The following is a 21,447-nucleotide window of genomic DNA, read 5'->3' on the forward strand; positions in this document are numbered from 1 at the left end:
CTGTTTTGATAACTGTTCAAAATTACAAATGTTGAAATCAACAACAGGGACAATCGACAAAGTAAACGACAACAGGCTTATCGCTATAAAAAATACGACTAAAATTACAAGGAAGTTATGATGAAAAATATAATGATGTTATCGGCACTAACAGGTGTATTGGCACTAACTGGCTGTACTACCTTAAAAAACGTAGTCGGTAATGATATGTCAGGTACGCATGAAGTACAGGCAACGAGCAATAATACAGCACCAGTCACTAGCAAGAATGGGGTGTTGGTGGATGCTACCAACCATATGACGTTATATACGTTTGATAAAGACTCTATGAACAAGTCAGATTGCGGTGCAGCTTGCCAAGTTGTGTGGCCAATTTTCAAAGCGCCTAGCGATGCTAAAGCTTCAGGTCAGTTTGCTGCCTTTAAGCGTGAAGATGGCAAATATCAATGGGCAATGAACGGTAAGCCTTTATACTTCTATGCTAACGATACAAAAGTTGGTGACAAAGACGGTGATGATAAACTTGGCGTTTGGCACGTTATCCCAAGTAAATAGTACGCATTAGATATAGACTGACTCGAAAACGTTAAGGTAAAAAAGCAGCCTATCCTCAAGTATAGAGGCAGGCTGCTTTTCGTTTGTTTGGTTCTATTTTCCGCTATCGAGAATACTACCGTGCGTATATTCTTTAATAATAGATGTGACCTGTACTATGTCACATTTGCTAAAGGCTCAACCTGAATGGTCTCTAACACTTCTTCTTTGCTAGGCTCTTTTCTATATAAAGGAAAAAAGTCTGAGAGCAGATCACTTTCCGTGAACCAGATATCCGCTACTAACTCTGTATATTTTGCTACGTTGACGATGAGCCTGTAAGTCTTAAATAGTAACTCTTGTGAGCTAAAGCCTTTCTTATACTCATATAAAGAATCTAAATTGGAGCCAACGCCGCCACCAAGATGTAGCACTTCATAACGGTTCTCTCGTCCCCAATTGCGAGCGACATGAGTGATAAGTTTAGAAGGTTGCAGATGTGTATAGGCGTTTAACGTGCCGCCAAGATGGAACTGCATAACGCCAGACTCTTGGCAGAGCGTATATATAGAAGACCCAATTGCTTTATCGTCTTGATAGGCGGTTATCAGCAGTATTTTTTCTTGAAGGTTTTCAAGCAAATTAAAAAAATAATCATCATCAAAGAAGTAATAATCACTGGCCTTGACGTGTCGCATCGTCTCTTTATAAATGTCTGAGAACACCATCGCGTTCTGTCGGGTTAAGAATTCTGTTTTTGTCACGACACCCATTTTTATGGCTTTTTTGATACCGCGGCGATGTCGATTTTGTGTTTCGCTCCAATGCTCTTCTTCTGACTTACTCAAATCAGACACCAGAGTCAGCCCGTGAGTCAGTGCTTTGCCAACTGTGGGTATCCATTCTTTATTAATAATCGGATGCAACCGCATAAACAAAGACACGCAGCCTCTCTCGCAAAGAAAAGCTCTTATCTCATCCAGTATGATGTCTAACTCGGCATCAGTGAGGGTTTTGTCCATCAACGGGCCACCGTAACCATAAGTGGAAGTAGCATCCCAGTGCTCTGAGTCAATGTCTCTAACTATGATAGGTAACAATACTTCCTTGTTCTTATAGTGAGCGATGATGCCTTGAGGCTTGCCTTTGTCGATGACAGCTGAGGCCGCAATCCAACCAGATAAGTGATATATATCAAAATGATGATTTGATACCTTCTTATCCCACTCAGCATCTATCGCTATGTAATCAACTTGTACTGTATCCACGTTGCTGCTCCCTCAGTGTTGCGTTATATATTCGTAAATCCGTATATACGAATATAACAACAAATTATGAAGCCTTCAAGTATATAAAAACCTTTTATGTAAAATAATGAATATACTATTAGAGCGTAGAAGAATCTATAGGAAATAAAAAAGCAGCCTGCCTCTATAAATGAGGGTAGGCTGCTTTTCTCGTTCTGGTCGAAAGCTATTAGAGAGCTATAAGCTTACTTTGATTTTTTTTCTACTAGCTCGCCATCGATTTGGATAGGAACATTGGTCGTAATACCAGCAGAGTAGGCTGTCATACCATAAGCTGCACGGTCTATAGTGCCAGTAGCACGGAAGCCAACGACTGGCTCTTTGGTCAGAGGGCTGTTATCGATTTTGTTCAGCGTTAAATTAAGAGTTAGCGGCTTGGTTTGACCCAGTAAAGTAAAGTCCCCAGTTACTTTTGCTTGCTGCGGATTTACAAAATTAACCTGAGTAGATTTAAAGCTCATAGTAGGGTATTTTTTAACGTTAAAGAACTCTTCCGTTTTTAAATGTTTGTCACGGGCAGCCCAAGCAGTATCGATACTGTCTGTATCAATGACAAAGTTCAGCTGGGTTTGGTTAGGGTTCTTTAGATCAAATTTAACGGTACCGTCTACATCGCTAAAGTGTCCCATGACCGTAGAAAATCCCATGTGATCAACTGAGAAACCGACACGAGTGTGAGAGTTATCTAGTTGCCACTGAGTCGGCAGTGCAGCGCTTGCCATGGTAGTGATAGAAAGTATTGAGCTGATCAATAGGGCTTTTGTAGTGGTTTTCATTGAATAGTCCTTACATAGTATTAGGGTATTGGTGCTCGCCGATGAACAAAGAAGAAAACATTTTTTGTAAAAAATGAGTAAATATATTGTAGCTATGTGTCCTAGAGTTGCGATAAATAAATAGCGCAGCCAACCTATATTTGGTTAGATTAACTACATATAAAAATGTAATTGATTAATATATCTAACCAAAACATTGTACTGGGTTAACTCATACATCTCAACACTATTTCTCTATTATTGACAACTTATCACATATCTCTATCACAACTGCTCCTTGCGTCTTACGTCAAAAACCGTTAAAATCGCGGTTTAATTTTCCCGCTGGGGAAAGGCTAAGCGAACAGAAGGGTGGTGTTGGGTGCTGGAATAAGCCAGTGACGCAGTTGCCATACTTGTAATGTCCTTAGTGCCTCAGTTACGTATGTCATCATTTGTTTGATACATCATCGCTGATGCTGTATTTAGACGTTGTACATACATCGGACCTAGAGAGTATATTATGCGTAAAGATATCCATCCTAATTACCAAGAAGTTTTATTCCACGACACTAACGCTGACGTGTTCTTTTTGACTCGCTCAACTGCTAAGACTAAAGCGACTCGTGAATACGAAGGTAAAGAATACCCATACTACCCACTTGATATCTCAAGTGCGTCGCATCCATTCTATACTGGTGAGCAACGTAAAACTTCTACTGAAGGTCGTGTTGCAAGCTTCAACAAACGCTTTGGCGCATTTGGTGGCCGTAGCAAGAAAGCTGCAGACGCTGCTGAATAATTTACACTTATGGTGTAAATATATTTCGCTAAGCAATAAAAAACCGCTGATTATTCAGCGGTTTTTTTTGGTTTAATTTTCTATTGTCTAAAAATAAAGCTAACAGGCTGTTTAGCGCTCAAACTCAGTGGTAGATGAGTCTAATAACTGAATAGAATCTAATAATTGGATAATAGTCTCTACTATCTGCTGTGCCCAATAGCCGTACATCAGACTGCTAGGATGAAATCCATCACTGGCAAACATCACATTGATATCTATAGCCGAACCATTTGCATGCTCTTCTAGCATCCTTGTAAAGTCGGTTGCCATATAAGTGACACTAGCATGAGCCGCACAGACCTGCTGTAATATCCCATCAAGTATCGATGCTTTTGCGCCCACAAAGTTATTGAGCGGGGCAGGGATTGCAGGCATTTGCGCCATCGGCGGCAAACTTAAAAAAACCAATTCTCGTACGCCAAATTTGCGCTGTGCGATATTGATAATGTCTTCAATTTGCTGTTGCCATTTATGTACAGAGACATTGGACGTCGTGTCATTAACCCCTACGCTTAGCAACATCACATCAATAGGCTGCTCAGGAGCCGGTAGGACATATAACCTGCGTAGAATATCAAAGCTGGTATGACCTGTTGTCGCTTGCAACGACCAATTGAGTCGAGCAAAATTTGATTGGATAGCCTTGTTCTGTTCCAGTATCGGGATGAGCTTACCGACCAACGCTTCTTGCTGCGTTTGGCTACCCACACCTGCTGCTGCCGAATCACCGACGACCATAAGGTTAAAGGTTTTAGCGTCTTGCGTTGATACCTCATTATTCGCTTGAGGCAGGTCAATCACGCCGTGCCTTTCGCCATGTGGTTCAGGCAAGCGGACTGTATCACGCTTGATTTTGCGGCCTTGATAGAGGTAGACAGGGGCAAGTAAAACGTCCTTTGCGACTGATGTCAGCTTACTAGTATCTACCATCCTGCACGTTCCCTAATAGTCGTAAGACTGTCTTCAATTAACAATTTACCATCGACGTAGACATCACGTAATAGATTGTCAGTTGGGTCGCTCATCTCATTTTCTTTTATGGTTGTTAGCTGGCCGCTATCGGATTTTACCAGTGCCAATCGTCCTTTTTTCGAGCGTTTTGAGCGGCTGGTGACAGGATCTTTATAAATATCCTTCCATGCGCCATCGATAGAGATAGCGCTAGATTTCATTGCCCAACTCATGGTGTCGCGGTTGACTTGCTGCAATAGACCACCGCCCATACCAAATGTCACGTTTTCTATGCTAAAGCCTGCTTTGATGACCACATCAATAATTTTACTTAAGCTTTGCGAGCTGATGCCATCACCTTGGATGATGCGTACGTAGTCGGGTAGCACTTTATAGCCTTTGCTGTTTATGGTCGTACCGAACTTCACTGCCAAGCGCTCTAACGCTTCACGGACGACTTTGGTAGGTTCGCCGCTGTCTGGACGAATGACCAAAGTGCCGCCCATATTTTTGACTTCGTCTTTTAAGGCGTCGCCCCAGATATTGTCGATGGCATTCCATAAATCATAACTATCTGAAACGACCGAAAAGGCTTTGTCTTTACCGCCAAACTGCTCGATCATATTGTGAAAAGCAGCAGTCTCGCTATCACGTCCCCAAGCTGTCATCGTACTGTGCTCGGCCGCTGGAATAGAGAATGCAGGCATATCATCACCCATCTGATACCAGCGACTAGCAGCAATAAGCGCTGTCATCGAGTCAGTACCAGCAAAGTTGACCAAATGCGCTAAGCTACCAAGTGCAACCGTTTCTTGACTTGATGCCCCGCGCGCGCCAAAGTCATGCAAGCGAAAAGGCAGGGACTCTGTATTGTCCGCTGATTTTTCTAATGCTTGACGGATAATGTCTTTGCAATAGTGAGAAACACTAGCGACCGTGGATGGATACCAAATCGCACGCAATAACGCTGTTTCGATATAGCTGGGTAGCCAGTAAAACTCAGGATCGGTATTGATCACTTGGCAGACTACATTGGACACAGGCACGATGCTGCCTTCGGGTACGGCTTGGATACGCAGTGGCAAATAGCCGTCATGTTTTTCGATTAAATGTTCCCAGCCAGCACGATTGAAGGTCAGGCCATGCGCTTGAATGACCTTTTCGGCTTCATCGATATCTTGATGAGTAATAGGCGTACTTAAGTACTCTTTGATAAAGGCTTGTAAACCAAAGAACACCACATCGTAGTCGCCCTTGCGCGCCTCAATGTAGCTTGACAGATATTCACTACCGCTTGGGTATTGCACCCAATGTGAAGTCTTATAGCTGTCGCTATTTAAGATTAAGTTGTTTAGATTGCTGGTATACATCACAGAACTCCTCTGCTTTGAAATGCCGCAGCTGTCTTAATAAAAGAGCAGTGGCGGCGGTTGATTGCCGTCTATCGGCGTTGGAATCAGGTTATTAGTGAGATATTTAGTGATAGCTGTTTTGATAATAACTTGCTCAAGTCGCTATTATAAAAAGCTGCTAAAAAACGCTACTAAAGAAAGCTACTAGAAAAAGCGATTAGCAGCGAACTACAAGCCCACCATCTTGGTAATAATTGCATAGTGATCTTCAAACATCATCTTCGCATCGAGCTCAGCTAAGGGTAACCAAAATGCTTTGGTCGCATCGTCGCCACCTTTTACTTTTGGCAGACCTTTTGGATCGTTTTTGAGTTGAAAATAAAACGCTTGAGTAATGGTGCGACCACGCGCTGAGCGATATGGGTCGTCAAAGGTATGTTGGCTATGGCATGAGCCGCGTAATACTGGCTCAGGCACCTTGAGGCGAGTTTCTTCGCGTAGTTCACGGATACAAGCATCAAATAGCGTCTCTTTTGGATTCAAAAATCCACCAGGCAGCGCCCACAGTCCGCGTCCTGGCATACTGCGTCGCTCAACCAGTAAGATATGGCCTGACTGTACAATCAATGCATCGGCAGTCATAAAGGTAGGCGGGTATGGTGCGGACTCCCACTGTCTTTTATATTTATCAATAAAGTCTGCTTCTTCATGCAGCTGATGATAATCGTCAGTTTGTTTGAATGCATCGAGGACGTTGCGCGTCGACTCAGGCGTACGCTCGGGCGTCGGCGTGGCACCCATCAGATAGCTATCACGAATAGGAGTGGCTGATAAGTTATGATAATTGGGCACTGACACAGAGTCCCAGTTGGGGAACAGTGATAAATAGTACGATGAGCTGTCTTTTGAATGACCAATCAAACCAATATCCGTCTGCAAGTCGCCAGTGACAGATTTTACACCTGCCTGCACATACTGTAGCCAGCGGGTGTCATTGTAGAGTGCGTCGTCTAGACCAACACAGTGAATGCGTGCGGCTTCTTCTTCAGAGTAGGCGCCTTTGATCATTGCGGCACGCTCAGCGACGCTAAACGGATTGCGTAAGCTACGTGGCAGGTTGGCTGAGCCGATCAGCATAATCACTTCGTCTGAGCGTTTTAGTGCCTCATCGATGACGGCTTTGTGGCCAGCATGAAACGGCTGAAAGCGTCCGATAAAGACCAGATAACGATAGTGTTTACTGCTTTTTTGATCTAGGTTTTGCTTATCTGACTGTTGCTCTGATAATTCACTCATAGACGCCAACTTCCTACGACTTATTTTTATTGATTAAAAATTAATGACGCTAATACTGACACAGCCTATGACTTTCTGACAAGTATAAAGATGTTTAGGGGTGTGTCATTATCGAAATCATCCAAACGAAATCTCTACTTTAACTGGCATACTTCTCTATCCATGCCGTCACCGTTGGCCAAATCTCTGTGGCAGCATTGCGACTGATCATGATGCGACTGTGCGTATAGTCATCTAAATCGCCGTTACTGAGCGAGTACTCTCGAAAGATATTAGTTGAATTATCAAAGCTATCAAAAAACAAACGACAGCCACGAGTAGGGGAGATGAAGGTATCGCCTTTCGCACTGATAGAATAAACAGGAATGGTAATCTGTGGCATATGATGACGATAGTCGATAAAGTCATCGCCAGTACTTTTCTGCTGATTAATGCTTTCGTTCATTTCGTCTATATTCGCTCTACCTTTCTCAAAATTAGCCTTGTTCAAAAAGCTACTTTTAAAGTTTTTACCCAAATTCCAATCATACCACTGGGTCATCGTATAGTAGCTTTCGTTAAAAGGGCCTACCTTGAACTGCTTAGCGGGTATGAAGCCAACCAGTCGCGTAACTATCTTGGCCGTAAGGATTTTCGCGTAGCTGGTCGAGTCTTGCGCCGCGCCAAAAGCTTGGCAGGCAAACATACTGATGCTATTGACCTTATCGATATAGCTTGGGTTTTGGACGAGAAACATGGTCAAGCCAACACCGCCACCACTATGAGTAACGCAGTGCAGGTTATCGAGTTTTAATTCTTCAAAGAAATAGCGAAAAGTCGCTTCATAGTCGTAAGTGGCGACAGTCTCAAAGTTGAATTTTTCTTTCGGTAGCGAGCTATCACCATGTCCACGCCATTCCATGATGTAGCAATGATGACCAAGCCCTGCAAAATATTCGGCGATTTTGAGGCAAGTTTGCTTGTCAGAAAACGTACCATGCGTCAAAAATATGTTTTGCGGTGTAGTGTTAGGCAGGCTGTTTTCTGATGTGTTAGCTATCGTATCTTCTTCTGAATTATCAACTACTTTCCAAACGGCAATTTTCTCATCGTCCTTGGTACTTACTAGGTGCAACGTCCGTATCATCATAAAATGATCCTATCCAAAAAACACATAATCTTTATACAAGCTGATATTTATACAAGCTTATACTTATACAAGGCGATTAAAAGCTACTATGCTCATAACGCTAATGCATAAAATCATTCAAATTATCAATACTACGTCAAAACCAGATGACTTGCTCGGACTAGATGTGAACGGTATGGCATATCGAAAATGCTGAGCGCGCTTGATAAATGGCACAGCTGTCTTTATATAGAGAATAACTTGGCAGCCGACTTAATCATTTAGTGTGTTTGTGGTTTCTCATCTAAATATAAAGTTACTTTGCCATCTGTTAGCATCATTAGAAAAACCAATGACGACCATTTACAATAGCCTCAGTTCAATTCACAGTAGCGTGGTCGGAATTGATGCTTGATTCAGGTATAATGACTGCTATAGATGGATTAAACTTTATACTCATGTCGGCCAATGTCATACAATAATAAATACTAATCATTGCCAGTCTGCATGCCTTATATAAATCGTAAACATTTCAAAAATCCAAATTCACGACACAGTAGCCATAATAGATATAGCGTTTGTGTCATAACGCATAGGAAACATTATGAGTGAGCAAAACCAAGCTGATAACCAACTAGACCAAACTGCTGGCTATGAATCAGCCCTAGATACCGAGCAAGTCGAAGCGAAAAGTAACATTACTATCACTGAGTCAGCTCAAGGCTACTTGGCAGATTTGTTATCTAAGCAAGATACCGATGGTATCGGCGTGCGTATTTTTGTTGAGCATCCTGGCACACCGCGTGCAGAGTGTTGCATGGCTTATAACCAGCCGGGCGAAGAAGACAGCGCTGATTTGCGTTTTACGTATGAAAACTTCTCTGCCTTTATTGAAGCGGCGTCAGTACCTTATCTAGAAGATGCGGTCATTGATTATAATAAAGATCGTTTCGGTGGTCAGCTGACTTTCCGCGCGCCAAACTCTAAAGTACCTAAAGTAGGCGCTGATGCCAGTGTCGAAGAGCGCATCAACTATGTATTGCAGTCAGAGATTAACCCTGGTTTGGCAGCGCATGGCGGTGACGTACAGTTACTTGAGCTGATTGATGAAGAAGGTATTGGTTTAACCGCTGTATTGAAGTTTGGCGGTGGTTGCCAAGGGTGTTCAGCGGTTGATATGACTTTACGCCAAGGCGTTGAAGTACAGTTGAAACAGCAAATTCCAGAATTGACCCAAGTGGTTGACGAGACTGACCATACTCGTACAGAGAATGCTTATTACAAATAAAAATAAGAGTAGATAAAAGTCAATTGGCAGCTATAAAGGTGACCATATCTCTATTATAGATATGCCTGTTTGGTTTGCTGCTTATGAATATTTGTCATGAAGAGATGAGTATTTTGCTATTCTTTTAATAAAGAAGCTGAGTTATGATGAACTCAGCTTTTTTTATTGCTATGATTTAGCAGACAGTTTTTTAAGGTGGTTTTTGAGCGATACGTCGTCAACAAATCATCTTTTATCAAAATAAAGGAATGTACTATGAGTGATGGATCAGCAGACCAGCAGACAGCCCAACCATTAGAGACCCCTCAACGTCTTGAGACCTTAGCGATTCATGCCGGCTATAGTGTAGAGCCAACGACCAAAGCAGTCGCCGTGCCTATTTATCATACCAGTTCATATGCCTTTGATAATACTCAGCATGGTGCAGATCTATTTGATTTAAAGGTCGCAGGCAACATCTATACTCGTATTATGAATCCAACCAACGCGGTGCTAGAAGAGCGTGTGGCTGCGTTAGAAGGCGGTATCGGTGCGCTTGCCGTAGCTTCTGGTATGGCTGCCATTACTTATGCGATTCAGACCATTTGTGAAGCAGGCGACAATATCGTCGCTGTATCAACGCTATATGGCGGTACTTATAATTTATTTGCCCATGCTTTGCCGCGTCAAGGTATCGAAGTGCGCTTCTTTGATCATAAAGACCCAGAAGCCATTCGTGACTTGATTGATGATAAAACTAAAATGATATTTGCCGAGAGTATCGGTAACCCACTAGGTAATATCGTCGATATTCAAGCGCTCAGTGATGTCGCTCATGAATACGGCGTACCTGTCGTGATTGATAATACGGTGGCGACGCCTGCGATATGTCGTCCATTTGAGTTCGGTGCAGATATTGTGATTCACTCATTGACCAAGTACATGAGTGGTACGGGGACGTCAATCGGTGGTGCAATTGTCGATAGTGGCAAGTTTGCTTGGGGTGATTATCCTGAGCGTTTCCCACTCTTGAACACGCCAGATCACAGCTATCATGGGGTAAATTTCGTCAAAGACGTAGGCGCGCCAGCCTTTATTGCCCGTGCTCGCGTTGCACCACTACGTAACACTGGCGCAGCCCTCAGCCCGCTAAATGCCTTTGGTATCTTGCAAGGTATGGAAACACTAAGTCTACGTATGGAGCGTCACGTGCAAAACGCACAAGCCGTTGCAGAATATCTGCGTGATCATGATAAAGTTGCTTGGGTTAAATATGCAGGTCTGTCTGGCCATTCTGAGCACGAGCTTGCCAAAAAATACATGAAGGGCACGCCTTCTGCTATTTTGACCTTTGGGGTGAAAGGCGGTCTGGAAGCTGGGGCGCGCTTTATTGATGCGCTGCAACTGATTACTCGTCTGGTAAATATTGGTGATGCGAAGTCACTAGCATGCCATCCAGCGACGACCACGCATCGTCAGTTAAATGAGCAAGAGCTAGAAAATGCAGGCGTCAGTACGGACATGGTACGACTGTCGATTGGTATCGAACATATCGAAGACATCAAAGCCGATCTTGCCCAAGCATTAGCTTCTGCTTAACAACAAGCGCTTATTAAGTTGAGCAAACTGTTTGAACAAGTCTGAATGATATAAAAAAAGCCCATATCGATTTGATATGGGCTTTTTGTTTTGCGTCCAACAGATGTACTTAACGATTAAGCAGACAGTACACGCTGCGCGATATCTCGATAATCCTGCGAGGCAAGACGCGGTCCAAACTGCTGAATAACTTGTGCTGATATTTCGCTTGCAAGACGACCGCATTCTGGCAGACTATACTGCTGCGATAATGCGTATAAGAAAGCGCCAGCGTAGTTATCACCTGCACCATTGGTATCGATGACATTGGCCACTGCTGGCGTTGCAACGTCATGGACTTCAACTTCTGCTTCGTCATTAGGCTGGTGGGCGATGACCGCACCGTTGGCACCATCAGTGACGACGGCAATTTGGCAGTATTCAAGCAGGGCGCGCGCCGCTGCTTTGACTTGTTTTTTATCGGTGAATAGCTTGGCTTCTTCGCTATTGCAGAATATCACTGCGACTTTGTTGCCGAGCATATTGAGCAAGCCATCTTTGGCAAATTTTACTACCGCAGGGTCAGCAAAGCTCACCGCGATTTTTGCATTATGGATACCGGCTTGTTGACGTAATTGAGTCATCGCTGGTTGGATGCTCTCAGACATCGCCAGATAGCCTTCGATATATAGCCAATCTGCTTGTGTCAACGCGTCAAAATCAACATTGTCAGCGGCAATCTCACTTGAGGTGCCAAGATAGGTCTGCATGGTACGCTCGCCATCTTCGGTAACGGCAACCACACATGAGCCGGTCACGCCGCCTGCATAAATAGATTTGTCTGAAGTCGCGACACCTGCTTCGTGCAAGTCTCTGAGATAAAACGCCCCTTGATCATCATCACCAACGCGGCAAGCATAAAAAGGCTTACCGCCTAAGCTTGCAAAGGTAAACATGGTGTTTGCTGCTGATCCGCCGCCTGCTTGTTTTGATGGCTCAATCTCAGCCAGTTTAAAGTAAGCCAGTAGTTGCTGCTGCTCCTCAATACCAGCCAGAGTCATATTACCTTTGGTCAGCTCGGTCTCTTCTAGTGCCGCATCTGACAGCACATATTCGTGATCAACCAACGCATTACCTATTGCCATTACATCGTACATTGCTTATCTCTCCTCAATTCATTTATAAACAGTTATCTTTTTATGATTAAAAGCTAGTCAGCTTGCAACTCTAGCAGACGCTGATAAAGCGCATTTTTCTTCACGCCAGTGATATCAGAGGCCAGTGCGGCCGCTTTCTTGACTGATAAATCCTCTAGCAAACGCTGTAGCAATTTATCATGCGTACTGATATCGTCAGTATCTTTTGCCACACCGACGCCAGCGACGACCACGACTATCTCGCCACGTTGCTGGTTGTCATCTGCTTTGACAAACTCAACCAACTCGCCAAGGGTGCTCTTGTGTACCGTTTCAAAGGTTTTAGTTAATTCACGGCAAAAAGTCACTGCGCGGTCTGCACCAAATATCGTTGCCATGTCTTCTAGACTAGCTACGATACGATGCGGCGCTTCATAAAAGATTAAAGTTTCAGTACGTGCGATTAGATCGCTCAGCTGTTTTTGACGACCATGGGTTTTGGCGGGCAAAAACCCAATAAAACTAAATCGATCAGAAGGCAATCCTGCTACTGACAATGCACCAATGGCAGCAGAAGCTCCAACGATAGGTGATACGGTCACGCCAGCTTCATGCGCGGCTTGCACCAGTTGATAACCTGGATCGCTGACTAGAGGTGTACCAGCATCACTAATCAAGGCAACTGAATAACCTTGCTCAATCATTTCAATAATTTTGGGCGTTTGAATGGCGCTATTGTGTTCGTGATAGGCCCATAGCTTATTGTGGCCTTTTTGCTTTGTAGTCGTGTCATCATTTTCGATACTGCTTTTGGCAGGACGAGTCTCTGAGTCTTTTGTCTCGTCACCTTTACTGCCTTTGGTATCGATGCCAAAATGCGACAGTAGCTTACCTGAGGTGCGGGTGTCTTCGCAGGCAATAATGGCGACCTGCTTTAAGACATCAATTGCGTGCGAAGTCATGTCGGACATATTGCCAATCGGCGTGGCAACGATATAGAGACAAGCTGGCATCGCAGTAGGGGTAGACATGAAAACCTCGAGTCGTTAAAAAGACATTAAAAAATAATAGTGCGCTAGTATGTACAGTCGTTATCTATGGTTTTTCAGTCAAATAACGAATGAGGCAATCGATAGATTTTGAGAGTAGAATGCGCAGAAGTAGCTAGTTTAGCATGTTGTGCTATGATAATTCTCAAATGTTAATCAGACCAATTAACCTTATGCCGAATCATAAGCCCTTAATATTAACTTCACCAAAACAACGCCAAGGTAGTCGGTTTGAGCAGCAGGCGTGTGAGTATTTACAAGCGCAAGGGTTGAGGTTGGTCGCACAAAATTGGCAACAGCCAAAAGTAGGTGAGTTGGATCTGGTCATGATTGAGACAGGTTCAGCATGGCCAACACTGGTATTTATTGAAGTTCGCCAGCGCAAGTCCTCGAATTATGGCGATGCAGCACTCAGCGTGACAGCAAGCAAACAGCGCAAAGTTATTAAGACAGCGCAGTCCTTTTTGCAGCAGCATCCTGAGTACGCTCATTATGATTGCCGGTTTGATGTCATTGCTTACAACACGATGAGTAAGTTAAATTTAAAAAGTGAGCAGTTAGACAATCAGCCAGAATGGATTCAAAATGCTTTTATAGCCAGTGCATGGTAATAGAGTAAGTAAGATAGATGCTGCCAAGTAAAGCATCTAACCATATCTGATAAGTAAGGTTCGTTACTAAAAAGCTAACCGCTGATGGCCAAAATTAAGTAAAGTAGCGGTTATAGTCAACTTCCTATAAATTAGATACAGTATTAGCTTATAGCTATTTCTAGCTCTTCACTACTAGAGGGTGTTTTCTTTACAATGAAGATACGACCTAGATTAAGATTTGTTCAATTTATAAAATTGTCACAACCATGTTCTAAGAGGTAAATAATGACACGGATGCATTTGCGCACTGCTATTTTTGGTTCATCACGCCGTATTACGACTGGCATTATGATTGCTGCCTGCGTTGTCAGTACAGGTTGTGCCACCAACTATCTGACCAACAGTACAGAAGGGACTTATGGTGTGCCAATGACTGAGCGCACGATTCCGCAGCGTCTGCTCGATCGTAGTATTGAACATACTGCCAAAATCAATATATACGGGCTAAAAGAAGACTTGCAGCAAACCAGCCGTATGGGTATCGATAGCTTCAATAGCGAAGTACTGCTCACAGGTGAAGTGCCAACTGAAACGCTCAAAGCAGAAGTAGAAAAAGTCGTTAGCTCTATGCCAGATGTACGCCGTGTCTACAATGAGATGGAAGTGAGTGCGTCAAAAGGGTATAGCTCAACGGTTCATGATGGTTATATCACTTCAAAGCTACTGGCGAAAATAGCCGCTAGCGATGGTGTGAGTGCGTCACAAATTAAAGCCGTTACTAATAATGGCGTGGTCTACATTATGGGCCGTATGACACCCACTCAGCAGAGTCATCTGATTGATATCGCTAATAGTACTGTTGGGGTCACTGAGTTAGTATTGCTGACAACTGTCGTTGACGATAGAGGGGTGAAAATAAATAATGATGACATCATGTATGAGAATAATTTGGCCAATCCTGCAGTAGCGCCAGCTGCTCAAGATAATACTATCAGCACGGCAACGCCTATCGTCATAACGGAAGAAGAGGCCACTACTGCGCAGCCGTCTTCAAGCCCTTATATCGACCTTTATCAGAACCAGTAGGCACTCTAGTTCGCCAAGCGATAAATGACGTTAATCACAATAAGCCTAAATAGTAATAACAGTAAAGGCACGAGAAATCCTCAGCCAGTGAGTACTATATCAATAGCAAGAGGTAGCAGAGTCAGCGTGTTGGTCAATGATACTAATATCAAAAACATCATTGGCTAATGGATGAACCATTATCGCTGTTAGCCTGTTACTACTGATTGATAAATAAATATAATAGGATACTGGTCATGAAGGATGCACAGGCAAATATACAACCAAATGAAGAGACAAGTGCCATTGGTAATATAGGCATACACAATAAACCTGCTCATAAGAAAACACGAACGTTGAGATTTGGTGGTGCGGCAATATTGGCATTGGGCAGTATCGCGTTAGCCACGCAGAACGCACAGGCATTATCGCCATTGGCTATCGTCAATGGGATTACTTCTAGTGGTGGCGTTGGAGTGAGTAAGGATATTTTATACGGTGATCAGCCTTCACAAGACTTAGATATCTATTATCCAAAACCGCTAGCACAAGCAATGAAATCTCAAAATGCTATTAATACTAGCTATCCTATGGTGGTATTTGTCCATGGTGGTTCATGGGAGAGTGGTAATAAAGAACAATACGCCTTTGTCGGTCAGAGCTTAGCCAAAGCAGGGTATGTCACCGCAGTGATTAATTACCGTAAAGCGCCTGAGCATGTCTATCCTGATTATGTCAAAGATGCGGCTCAGGCAATTGCTTGGAGTATTGAAAATGCGACCAGTCTCCATGCTGATCCGTCACGCCTAGCGGTGATAGGGCATTCTGCTGGCGCGTTTAATGCAGTAGCAGCCGTTGCCAACGAAGACTTTTTGGCGCCTTATGGTATTAAGCCAACAGATATTGCAACCGTTATTGGGATTGCGGGCCCTTATAGCTATGATTTCCGCAAGTTCAGTAGTGCAACAGCGTTTGGCCCTAATGCCACACCTGATGAGGTGATGCCAGATCGTCAGATTAAAGGCGCGCAGCCGCCATATTTATTATTAACGGCAGAAAAAGACAAAATTGTACATGTGACGAATACAATCAAAATGACAGAAGCGTTTAAAAAAGCAGGCGTCACCGTTGAAACGGGCGAAATCGAAGGGGCCAGTCATGCAACCAGTATTGGCGCGATGGCACCGCCGCTGCGCTGGGTCAATGATGTACGTGCGCAAGTATTGACCTACTTGGATAAAACGCTCAAATAGCTTATCACTATGCATATCGACGACTTTTGACCATTTAATTGATAGTACTGTCTTAATGCTTAAACACACTTGAGTAAGACAGTACTGTAAGATATGCAAACTCTTGTTATAATGTCATCACTTTAAATCTATACCCTATTCTAAACTTTAAGGCAGACTATTCTATGAGCATGAACGCTGACGATTTGATCGCATTTTTACAGACTCACTTCCCAGACGCTTTTATTCAAGCTGCCAACCAAGGTAATAAGTTTGACGTACGCGTGGTCGATGCCAGCTTTGAAGGCAAACGCGCGGTTCAACGTCAGCAAGCAGTATATGCGTTAGTTAATGATAAGATTGCGAGTGGCGATATTCACGCACTCAATATCCAAGCGCTGACGCCTGCTGAGTGGGACGTTCAATCAAAAGGCTAATTAAATAGCTGTCTATATGACTAGATATTACTGAATCGGCCATATGCATGGTTGAAAGTCGTAATTCTGGTTTTCATAATTTTCTATACTCATCGCTAGGTTGTCACCTTTATGGATCAATTTTTAATCACTGGTAGTAGTCGTATCGCAGGGGAAGTCACCATCTCAGGCGCCAAAAATGCCGCTTTGCCGTTACTCGCAGCTATGATATTGGCTGAGACGCCAACGACACTGCATAACGTGCCGTCACTACAAGACGTGCGAACGTTGATTGAATTGATCGGTGGTATGGGTATCAAAATCCAAAAGCAAGATGATACAGTCACTTGCGATACCAAGAGTATCGATAACTTTTATGCCCCGTATGACTTGGTAAAAACCATGCGCGCGTCAATCTTGGTGCTAGGGCCGCTACTGGCACGTTTTGGCGAAGCTGAAGTCTCATTGCCAGGTGGCTGCGCGATTGGTTCACGTCCTGTTGATCAGCATCTAAAAGCGTTTGAAGCGATGGGTGCCGAAATCAGTGTAGAGAATGGCTATGTAAAAGCCCAAGCACCAAAAGGTGGCAAGCTGTTAGGCTGTAATTTCTCATTTGATATGATTACCGTCGGCGGTACTGAAAACGTCATCATGGCAGCAGCATTGGCCAAAGGCACAACTGTCTTAGGCAACTGTGCGTTAGAGCCAGAAGTAGTAGATTTGGCCAATATGTTGGTTGCAATGGGTGCCAAAATAAGCGGTATCGGTACATCAACGATGACTATTGAAGGGGTAGAGCGTCTACACGGCTGTGAGTACTCAGTTGTCCCTGACCGTATCGAAACAGGCTCATACCTTGCTGGTGCCTTGATGACACGTGGTGACGTATTGACCAAAAAAACATCCGCTCTATTATTGACGCCAGTGCTAGAGAAGTTCGAAGACATGGGTGCAACTATCACGAGTGGTGATGACTGGATTCGCGCACAAATGAAAGGTCGTCCAAAGGCAGTTGATATCCGTACACAGCCACATCCTGGTTTCCCAACGGATATGCAAGCTCAGCTAATGGCGATTGCTTGCTTAGCTGACGGTACAAGTACTTTTATTGAAAATATCTTCGAAAACCGCTATATGCATGTACCAGAGCTCAATCGTTTGGGCGCGTCTATTCAGGTTGACGGTCACACTGCCGTAGTACGAGGTGTGGAAAACTTTACTGCAGCACCAGTTATGGCAACGGATTTACGTGCTTCTATGTCATTGGTAATGGCGGCTGCAACTGCAGAAGGCGAGAGCTTAATCGACCGTATTTATCATATTGATCGCGGTTATGAGCATGTCGAAGAAAAGCTGCGTAACCTTGGTGTCAATATTCAGCGTGTGAATACCAACGATTAGCATCATCAGATTGATGCTAACTTTTGGGCAAATTACACCATAAATTAAAATCTCCTTACCTTTTTATCATTTTTAATTAGGGGGAGGTATCAACTGTACATGGACATGATGTCATTATGACTGAGACAAGCAAACCTTTACCAGCCAGTGGTTTATTAAACGAAGTAAACGATGCGTTTTCAGGTCTAACCTTAGCGTTGTCAAAAGGCCGTATTCTAGAAGAAACCATGCCACTTTTACGTGCAGCTGGCGTTGACTTACTAGAAGACCCTGAAGCCTCTCGCAAGCTCATTTTTCCGACATCAAACCCAAATGTACGCGTATTAATTTTGCGTGCCAGTGACGTGCCGACCTATGTCGAGCATGGGGCAGCTGATTTTGGTGTGGCGGGTAAAGATGTGCTACTTGAGCATGGTGCCAATCATGTATATGAGCTGCTCGATTTAAAAATTGCTCAGTGCAAGCTAATGACCGCTGGTGTGAAAGATGCGCCGCTACCCAATCGTCGCCTACGCATCGCGACCAAATACGTCAACGTGGCGCGCGCTTATTTTGCCAGTCAAGGTCAGCAAGTCGATGTCATCAAGCTGTATGGCTCGATGGAGCTTGCGCCACTGGTGGGTCTGGGTGATTTGATTGTTGATGTGGTCGATACTGGTAATACGCTACGTGCGAATGGGCTCGAAGCCCGCGACCATATCTGTGATGTCTCATCACGTCTTATCGTTAATCAGGTCAGCTACAAGCGCAAATTCGCCCTGCTAGAACCAATTTTAGACAGCTTTAAAGACAGTATTGCCAATGCCTAATATACCAGTGTTAATCATTGGTAATATAAAGCACGGTTATACAAATTTTTAAACCAGTTTGGCGCTCTATGATAGATACAGCGTGCTAAACTGGTTTTGTTGTCTTGGTTTGTCAAAAAATAAAATATAAGTAAACTCTACAGTAGAAGACAGCGAATAAGCCGTAATTTTATAAAAATTAAGCATACGTTAGTTATGTTTACCTCATTTATTTTTAGCAGTATTTTATGCTCAGATATAGGATTAGGTCATGCGCCAGTTAAGTACCCAAGATACCGATTTTGATAGCCAGTTGACACAATTGCTTGCCTTTGAAACAGTCAATGATGCTGAACTATTACATACCGTCGATAATATCATCGCCCAAGTACGTGCTGATGGTGATAGCGTCGTATTGGCATTGACTCAGCAGTTTGACCAGCATCCAGCAACGTCGATGCAAGAGTTAGAGTTGTCTAAAGAAGCGCTTGCTGAAGCGTTTGCCAATCTTGATGAAAAAGTGAAGACAGCGTTGACCACAGCAGCGACTCGGGTACAGACATTCCATGAGCGCCAAGTACAAGAAACCTGGCAGTATGAGGATGAGCTAGGCAACCGATTGGGTCAAAAAGTTACACCACTTGATCGCGTTGGGATTTATGTGCCTGGTGGTTTAGCTTCTTATCCTTCTTCAGTATTGATGAATGCCATTCCTGCTAAGGTAGCTGGCGTCACTGAAGTTATCATGGTGGTACCAGCGCCTAAAGGTGTGCTTAATCCGTTAGTATTGGCAGCGGCCCATCTGGCCCAAGTCGATCGCGTCTTCACTATTGGTGGTGCTCAAGCAGTAGCAGCCTTGGCCTATGGCACTAAGACGATTCCAGCCGTGGACAAAATTACAGGACCAGGCAACAAATATGTCGCAGCAGCCAAACGCGCAGTATTTGGTCAAGTTGGTATCGATATGATTGCTGGACCTTCAGAAGTATTGGTATATGCAGAAGGCGAAGCACAAGATAGAACAGACTGGCTAGCGATGGATCTATTGTCTCAAGCTGAGCATGATCGTATTGCACAAGCTATCTTTGTGACGACTAGCGAAAAGCAGCTCAACGAAGTAGCGCTAGAAATAGAAAAAGCACTGGCTGAACTGCCAAAAGCAGATATCGCGCGTGACTCATTGCAAAATCGCGGTGCACTGATACTGGTAAAAGATCGTAGCGAAGGTATGGCGCTTATCAATCGTATCGCTCCTGAACATTTAGAGTTATCTGTTGATAATCCTGACGCACTGTTAAACGATATTCGTCATGCTGGCGCCATCTTTATGGGTCGTCATACACCTGAAGCTATTGGGGATTACTGTGCAGGACCGAACCATGTACTGCCAACATCAGGCACTGCTCGCTTTTCTTCGCCGCTAGGTGTGTACGATTTTCAAAAGAAATCATCCATCATTTATTGCAGTGAATCCGGCAGTAAGCCTTTGGCTGAGACAGCTGATATTTTAGCGCAGCGTGAGGACTTAGAAGCCCATGCGCGTTCAGCTCGTTATCGTTATCAGTAATTGATTTTGAATTTTTAGCTTTTACTTTTGATATTTATTTTTAATAGTCTTTGTGGCTAATAGTAGGATAATTTATGAGTGAGTCAAAGATAGACACCAGATTGTGGTCGTCTAAAGCGCGCAACTTGTCACCTTATATTCCAGGTGAGCAGCCGCAACACGACAATCTATGCAAACTAAATACCAATGAAAACCCGTTTCCACCCTCGCCAAAAGTAGGGGAGGCTATTGCCAAGGTCTTGGAACAGCAAGCTGATGAGTTACGTTTGTATCCTGCTCCTGAATCTAATGACCTACGTGCTGCATTAGCACAGTCATACAACCTTGATATCAATCAAGTATTCGTTGGTAATGGTTCAGATGAAGTCTTGGCGTTAGTCTTTGCTAGCTTCTTTTTAAAAGAGCGTCCGCTGCTATCACCTGATATTGGTTACAGTTTTTATCCAGTATATGCACAGACGTTCGGTGTAGAGCTTGTACAGATTCCTCTAGAAGAAGACTTTAGCATTGACCCTGATGCTTATCGTCAGCCTTGTAGCGGCATTATCATCGCCAACCCTAATGCGCCAACGGGCTTGCTATTATCACTTGCTGATATTCGTAAACTTGCAAGTGAGCATTCTAATGCGGTCATTGTTATTGACGAAGCGTATATCGATTTTGCTCAGATAGATGAAAGCAATGCAGACCTGCCAGTCTCAGCAGTTAGCCTAATCAATGAGTGTGATAACGTTATCGTGACCCAAACCTTTTCAAAATCACGCTCGCTTGCTGGATTGCGCGTTGGTATGGCTTTTGGTAATGCATCGTTGATTGAAGCACTAACACGTATGAAAAATAGCTTTAACAGCTATCCATTGGATAAGTTGGCTCAAGCTGGGGCGACTGCGAGTGTGTTAGATACTGAGTATTTTGAGCAGACCCGTCAGCAAGTCATTGATTTACGTACGTCGCTAACAGCAGAGTTGACGACATTGGGCTATAAGGTCCTACCGTCACATGCTAACTTCGTATTCGCTCGTCCAAAAGATGGCGATGCAAGTGCTGTCGCGAGTGCGTTACGCGAGCAGGGCATTATCGTTCGCCATTTTGATAAGCCACGTATTGCAGAGTACTTGCGTATTACTATCGGTACGGCAGAGCAGAACAACCGTTTGATTGATGCTTTAAAAGCCTTGCAAGTCGATGCTAGCGTTGCTGCTGAATAA

20 protein-coding genes are annotated in these 21,447 nt (G+C 43.8%); 12 read left to right on the plus strand and 8 right to left on the minus strand.

Annotated features, from left to right (window positions below; genetic code table 11):
• Positions 1–117: 117 nt before the first annotated feature.
• On the plus strand, positions 118–555 hold the full coding sequence (locus FQV37_RS12330; RefSeq protein WP_227526638.1) for a hypothetical protein: 438 nt from the start codon (positions 118–120) through the stop codon (positions 553–555).
• Positions 556–710: 155 nt separating this feature from the next.
• On the opposite strand, the gene FQV37_RS12335 is transcribed toward FQV37_RS12330, so the two are convergent.
• Positions 711–1,802 carry a peptidoglycan bridge formation glycyltransferase FemA/FemB family protein gene (locus FQV37_RS12335; protein ID WP_160023393.1) on the minus strand — a complete coding sequence of 364 codons (1,092 nt, stop codon included), beginning with the start codon at positions 1,800–1,802 and terminating at the stop codon, positions 711–713.
• Between the two features lie 224 nt (positions 1,803–2,026).
• On the minus strand, positions 2,027–2,617 hold the full coding sequence (locus FQV37_RS12340) for a YceI family protein (RefSeq protein ID WP_102078195.1): 591 nt from the start codon (positions 2,615–2,617) through the stop codon (positions 2,027–2,029).
• 502 nt (positions 2,618–3,119) lie between these two features.
• Here FQV37_RS12340 and FQV37_RS12345 point away from each other — a divergent pair.
• Positions 3,120–3,398: a type B 50S ribosomal protein L31 gene (locus tag FQV37_RS12345; protein ID WP_057761772.1), complete on the plus strand. Its 279-nt coding sequence runs from the start codon at positions 3,120–3,122 to the stop codon at positions 3,396–3,398.
• A 111-nt stretch (positions 3,399–3,509) separates the two neighbouring features.
• On the opposite strand, the gene FQV37_RS12350 is transcribed toward FQV37_RS12345, so the two are convergent.
• The 4 genes from FQV37_RS12350 to FQV37_RS12365 all read right to left on the minus strand — a co-directional run bounded on the left by FQV37_RS12350 (position 3,510) and on the right by FQV37_RS12365 (position 8,168).
• Positions 3,510–4,370, minus strand: coding sequence for an SGNH/GDSL hydrolase family protein (locus FQV37_RS12350; protein WP_160023395.1), 861 nt, complete (start codon positions 4,368–4,370; stop codon positions 3,510–3,512).
• Positions 4,364–5,761 carry a nicotinate phosphoribosyltransferase gene (locus FQV37_RS12355; protein ID WP_160023396.1) on the minus strand — a complete coding sequence of 466 codons (1,398 nt, stop codon included), beginning with the start codon at positions 5,759–5,761 and terminating at the stop codon, positions 4,364–4,366. The genes FQV37_RS12350 and FQV37_RS12355 overlap by 7 nt, the downstream gene beginning before the upstream one ends.
• A 210-nt stretch (positions 5,762–5,971) precedes the next feature.
• Complete coding sequence (locus FQV37_RS12360; protein WP_057761766.1) at positions 5,972–7,039, minus strand: bifunctional nicotinamide-nucleotide adenylyltransferase/Nudix hydroxylase; 1,068 nt, start codon at positions 7,037–7,039, stop codon at positions 5,972–5,974.
• A 139-nt stretch (positions 7,040–7,178) separates the two neighbouring features.
• Positions 7,179–8,168, minus strand: a complete 990-nt coding sequence (locus tag FQV37_RS12365) for an alpha/beta fold hydrolase (RefSeq protein ID WP_160023398.1) — start codon at positions 8,166–8,168, stop codon at positions 7,179–7,181.
• A gap of 583 nt (positions 8,169–8,751) precedes the next feature.
• Between FQV37_RS12365 and nfuA the strand changes: the two genes are divergently transcribed.
• Entirely contained in the window at positions 8,752–9,435 is a 684-nt protein-coding gene (nfuA, locus tag FQV37_RS12370; RefSeq protein ID WP_057761762.1) for a Fe-S biogenesis protein NfuA, read from the plus strand.
• A gap of 255 nt (positions 9,436–9,690) precedes the next feature.
• Positions 9,691–11,013, plus strand: a complete 1,323-nt coding sequence (locus FQV37_RS12375; RefSeq protein WP_160023400.1) for an O-acetylhomoserine aminocarboxypropyltransferase/cysteine synthase family protein — start codon at positions 9,691–9,693, stop codon at positions 11,011–11,013.
• 116 nt (positions 11,014–11,129) lie between these two features.
• On the opposite strand, the gene FQV37_RS12380 is transcribed toward FQV37_RS12375, so the two are convergent.
• Positions 11,130–12,149, minus strand: coding sequence for an adenosine kinase (locus FQV37_RS12380; protein ID WP_160023402.1), 1,020 nt, complete (start codon positions 12,147–12,149; stop codon positions 11,130–11,132).
• A gap of 53 nt (positions 12,150–12,202) precedes the next feature.
• Entirely contained in the window at positions 12,203–13,159 is a 957-nt protein-coding gene (gene rsmI / locus FQV37_RS12385; protein ID WP_160023404.1) for a 16S rRNA (cytidine(1402)-2'-O)-methyltransferase, read from the minus strand.
• 143 nt (positions 13,160–13,302) lie between these two features.
• Between rsmI and FQV37_RS12390 the strand changes: the two genes are divergently transcribed.
• The 8 genes from FQV37_RS12390 to hisC all read left to right on the plus strand — a co-directional run bounded on the left by FQV37_RS12390 (position 13,303) and on the right by hisC (position 21,447).
• A complete protein-coding gene (locus FQV37_RS12390) occupies positions 13,303–13,788 on the plus strand; it encodes a YraN family protein (protein WP_160023406.1) in 486 nt (161 codons plus the stop codon).
• A 267-nt stretch (positions 13,789–14,055) separates the two neighbouring features.
• Positions 14,056–14,856, plus strand: a complete 801-nt coding sequence (locus FQV37_RS12395) for a BON domain-containing protein (protein ID WP_160023408.1) — start codon at positions 14,056–14,058, stop codon at positions 14,854–14,856.
• A 236-nt stretch (positions 14,857–15,092) separates the two neighbouring features.
• Positions 15,093–16,088, plus strand: a complete 996-nt coding sequence (locus FQV37_RS12400; protein ID WP_160023410.1) for an alpha/beta hydrolase — start codon at positions 15,093–15,095, stop codon at positions 16,086–16,088.
• A gap of 164 nt (positions 16,089–16,252) precedes the next feature.
• On the plus strand, positions 16,253–16,504 hold the full coding sequence (locus FQV37_RS12405) for a BolA family protein (RefSeq protein WP_102091608.1): 252 nt from the start codon (positions 16,253–16,255) through the stop codon (positions 16,502–16,504).
• Positions 16,505–16,615: 111 nt separating this feature from the next.
• Positions 16,616–17,884 carry a UDP-N-acetylglucosamine 1-carboxyvinyltransferase gene (murA, locus tag FQV37_RS12410; RefSeq protein WP_102091609.1) on the plus strand — a complete coding sequence of 423 codons (1,269 nt, stop codon included), beginning with the start codon at positions 16,616–16,618 and terminating at the stop codon, positions 17,882–17,884.
• A 116-nt stretch (positions 17,885–18,000) separates the two neighbouring features.
• Positions 18,001–18,693: an ATP phosphoribosyltransferase gene (hisG, locus tag FQV37_RS12415; protein WP_102093978.1), complete on the plus strand. Its 693-nt coding sequence runs from the start codon at positions 18,001–18,003 to the stop codon at positions 18,691–18,693.
• Positions 18,694–18,943: 250 nt separating this feature from the next.
• A complete protein-coding gene (gene hisD / locus FQV37_RS12420; protein ID WP_160023412.1) occupies positions 18,944–20,239 on the plus strand; it encodes a histidinol dehydrogenase in 1,296 nt (431 codons plus the stop codon).
• Positions 20,240–20,313: 74 nt separating this feature from the next.
• Complete coding sequence (gene hisC, locus FQV37_RS12425; protein ID WP_160023414.1) at positions 20,314–21,447, plus strand: histidinol-phosphate transaminase; 1,134 nt, start codon at positions 20,314–20,316, stop codon at positions 21,445–21,447.

This window comes from Psychrobacter nivimaris (genome assembly GCF_009812035.1).
Classification (GTDB): Bacteria; Pseudomonadota; Gammaproteobacteria; order Pseudomonadales; family Moraxellaceae; genus Psychrobacter; species Psychrobacter nivimaris.